2 protein-coding genes are annotated in these 2,752 nt (G+C 74.2%); one reads left to right on the top strand and one right to left on the bottom strand.

Translation table 11 applies throughout. The annotated features are described in order from the left end of the window. Nucleotides 1-116: 116 nt before the first annotated feature. Nucleotides 117-1,430, top strand: coding sequence for an RNA polymerase sigma factor (locus P1P70_RS43035; RefSeq protein WP_413471682.1), 1,314 nt, complete (start codon nt 117-119; stop codon nt 1,428-1,430). Between the two features lie 123 nt (nt 1,431-1,553). On the opposite strand, the gene P1P70_RS43030 is transcribed toward P1P70_RS43035, so the two are convergent. Next, nucleotides 1,554-2,678, bottom strand: coding sequence for a THUMP-like domain-containing protein (locus tag P1P70_RS43030; RefSeq protein ID WP_319247711.1), 1,125 nt, complete (start codon nt 2,676-2,678; stop codon nt 1,554-1,556). Between the last annotated feature and the right edge of the window lie 74 nt (nt 2,679-2,752).

The following is a 2,752-nucleotide window of genomic DNA, read 5'->3' as shown; positions in this document are numbered from 1 at the left end:
CGTCGACTGCTCGAGTAACGTGTCCAGTGCTTCATGTCCTAACTCTACCGCGCTCCCGAGCACCGTCACGCTCCTTTCGGCACCGGCGACGACGCACGGCGACCCGCGCCGGGAGACTGTCGCGCCGGCCCCGTCCGGGTTCGGGTTCGGGTCCGGCCCCGGCCCCGGCCCCGGACCCGGACCCGAACCCGAACCCGGACGAGGCCATCGAGACCGTCTTCCGGATCGAGTCGCCCAGAGTCATCGCCGGTGTCGCACGGATCGTGCGGGACGTCGGGATCGCGGAGGAGTTGGCGCAGGACGCACTGGTCGCGGCACTGGAGCAGTGGCCGAGGGACGGGGTGCCGGACAATCCGGGGGCCTGGCTCATGGCGGCGGCCAAGCACCGGGCGATCGACCTCGTCCGCCGCCGGGAGCGGTACGCGCGCAAGCTCGCCGAAGTGGGGCGGGACCTGGAGTCGGCGGGACCGTACCTCGATCAGCCGTCCGACCCGGACGACATCGACGACGACCTGCTCCGCCTGGTCTTCACGGCCTGCCACCCGGTGCTCTCCGCCGAGGCCCGCATCGCCCTCACCCTGCGCCTCCTCGGCGGCCTGACCACCACCGAGATCGCCCGCGCCTTCCTGACCCCCGAGACGACGATCGCCCAGCGCGTAGTCCGCGCCAAACGCACGCTGGCCACGAAGAACGTCGCCTTCGAGGTGCCCTACGGCCCCGACCGCGAGGCCCGCCTCGACTCCGTGCTCGAAGTCATCTACCTGATCTTCAACGAGGGGTACGCGGCCACCGCCGGCGACGACCTGCTGCGCCCCGCGCTCTGCGAGGACGCCCTCCGACTGGCGCGCGTCCTGGCCCAGTTGATGCCCAAGGAGCCCGAGGTGCACGGCCTGGTGGCCCTGCTGGAGCTCCAGGAGTCGCGGGCGGCCACCCGCACGGGGCCCGCCGGGGAGCCGGTCCTGCTGCGGGACCAGGACCGCCGCCGCTGGAACCGCCTGCTCATCGCCCGGGGCTTCACCGCCCTCGGCCGCGCCACGGCCGCCGCGCACGGCGCGCCGGGCCCGTACGCCCTCCAGGCGGCCATCGCCGCGTGCCACGCCCAGGCGCACACCTACGCGGAGACCGACTGGCCGAGGATCGCCACCCTGTACGCCCTCCTGGCCGCCCGCGCCCCGTCCCCCGTGGTCGAACTGAACCGCGCGGTCGCCGTCTCCATGGCCGAGGGCCCCGGCCCCGCCCTGGAGATCGTGGACGGCCTCACCGCCGAACCCGCCCTGCGCGACTACCACTTGCTGCCGAGCGTCCGCGGGGATCTGCTGCGCCGACTGGGCCGTACGGAGGAGGCCCGGGCGGAGTTCCTACGGGCGGCCGGTCTGGCCCGCAACGAGCGTGAGCGGGCGCTCCTGCGGACGCGGGCGGAGGAGGACTGAGGGGCGCCGCGGGCGGAGGAGGGCGCCGCGGGCGGAGGAGAGGCCCGAGGGCCTGCTGCGGGCGGCGGGTGACTCCCCACCGCCGCCGGCGGCACATCGCGGCCCCGGGCGGAACCCGGACCCCTACGCCGGGTGGCCGATCAGCATCGTCGGGGCTCCGGCGACCCGGGTCAGGAAGACCGTCGCCGAGTTGCGGCCCTGCGGCTTGACCTTCTTGCGCAGCTCCTCCGGCTCGACGGCCGACCCCCGCTTCTTCACCGTGAGGATGCCGACCTCGCGCTCCCGCAGCAGGGCCTTCAACTTCTTCACGTTGAAGGGCAGTTGGTCGGTGATCTCGTACGCCGCCGCGTACGGGGTGACGTGGTGCTCGTCGGCCGTGACGTAGGCGATCGTGGGGTCGATCAGCCCACCCTCCAACTCCTCGGCGACCTCGGCGACCAGATGGGCGCGGATCACGGCACCGTCGGGCTCGTACAGGTACCGGCCCACCGGACGGACCGCCGGGTCGGGCAGCATCGTGTCGGGTGCGGCCCACACCCCCGCCCCGGCCGGCAGCAGCATCGCCCGCCGCGCCCCCGGCGTCCCGTCCGCCCGGAACCAGAGCACGGCCTCCTTCACGTCCCCGCCGTCGGAGATCCACTCGGCCTCGGCCTGCGCGGGGATCGCCTCGTGCGGGATGCCCGGCGCGATCTTCAGCGCGCCGAGCGGGGCCTGCACCGCCGCCGACACGGCCCAGGACAGGGGCGGGGAGTAGGCCTCCGGATCGAAGATCCGGCCGCGCTTGGAGGAGCGCCGGGCCGGGTCGACGAACACGGCGTCGTACCCGGCCGTGTCCACCTCCGTCACATCCGCCTCGCGCACCTCGATCAGTTCGGCGAGCCCGAGCGCGTCGGCGTTGGCGCGGGCCACTGCCACGGTCAGCGGGTCGCGGTCGACGGCCAGCACCCGGATCCCGGCCCGCGCGAACGCGATCGCGTCCCCGCCGATCCCGCAGCACAGGTCGGCGACCGACCGCACGCCCAGCGCCTGGAAACACTCGGCCCGGTACGTCGCCACGCTCGTTCTGGTCGACTGCTCGACCCCGTTCGGCGTGAAGAACATCCGCCCCGCGTCCGCCGCGCCGAACTTCGCCACCGCCCGCTGCCGCAGCCGGGCCTGGGCCAGCGCCGCCGAGACCAGTTCCGCGGGGTGGTCGCGGCGTAGCCGGGTCGCCACGGCCAACTCCCGCGCCGGTTCGGTGTCGCGCACCTCGTCGAGGAGGGCGCGGCCCTCGGGGGGTGCTTTTATCCACCTCTACCCGGCCCCGCAAAAACCCTTTTTTG

Origin of the sequence: Streptomyces sp. MB09-02B (genome assembly GCF_033794485.1) — a bacterium.
Lineage (GTDB): Bacteria > Actinomycetota > Actinomycetes > Streptomycetales > Streptomycetaceae > Streptomyces.
This window is presented reverse-complemented; position numbering and strand designations above follow the sequence as displayed.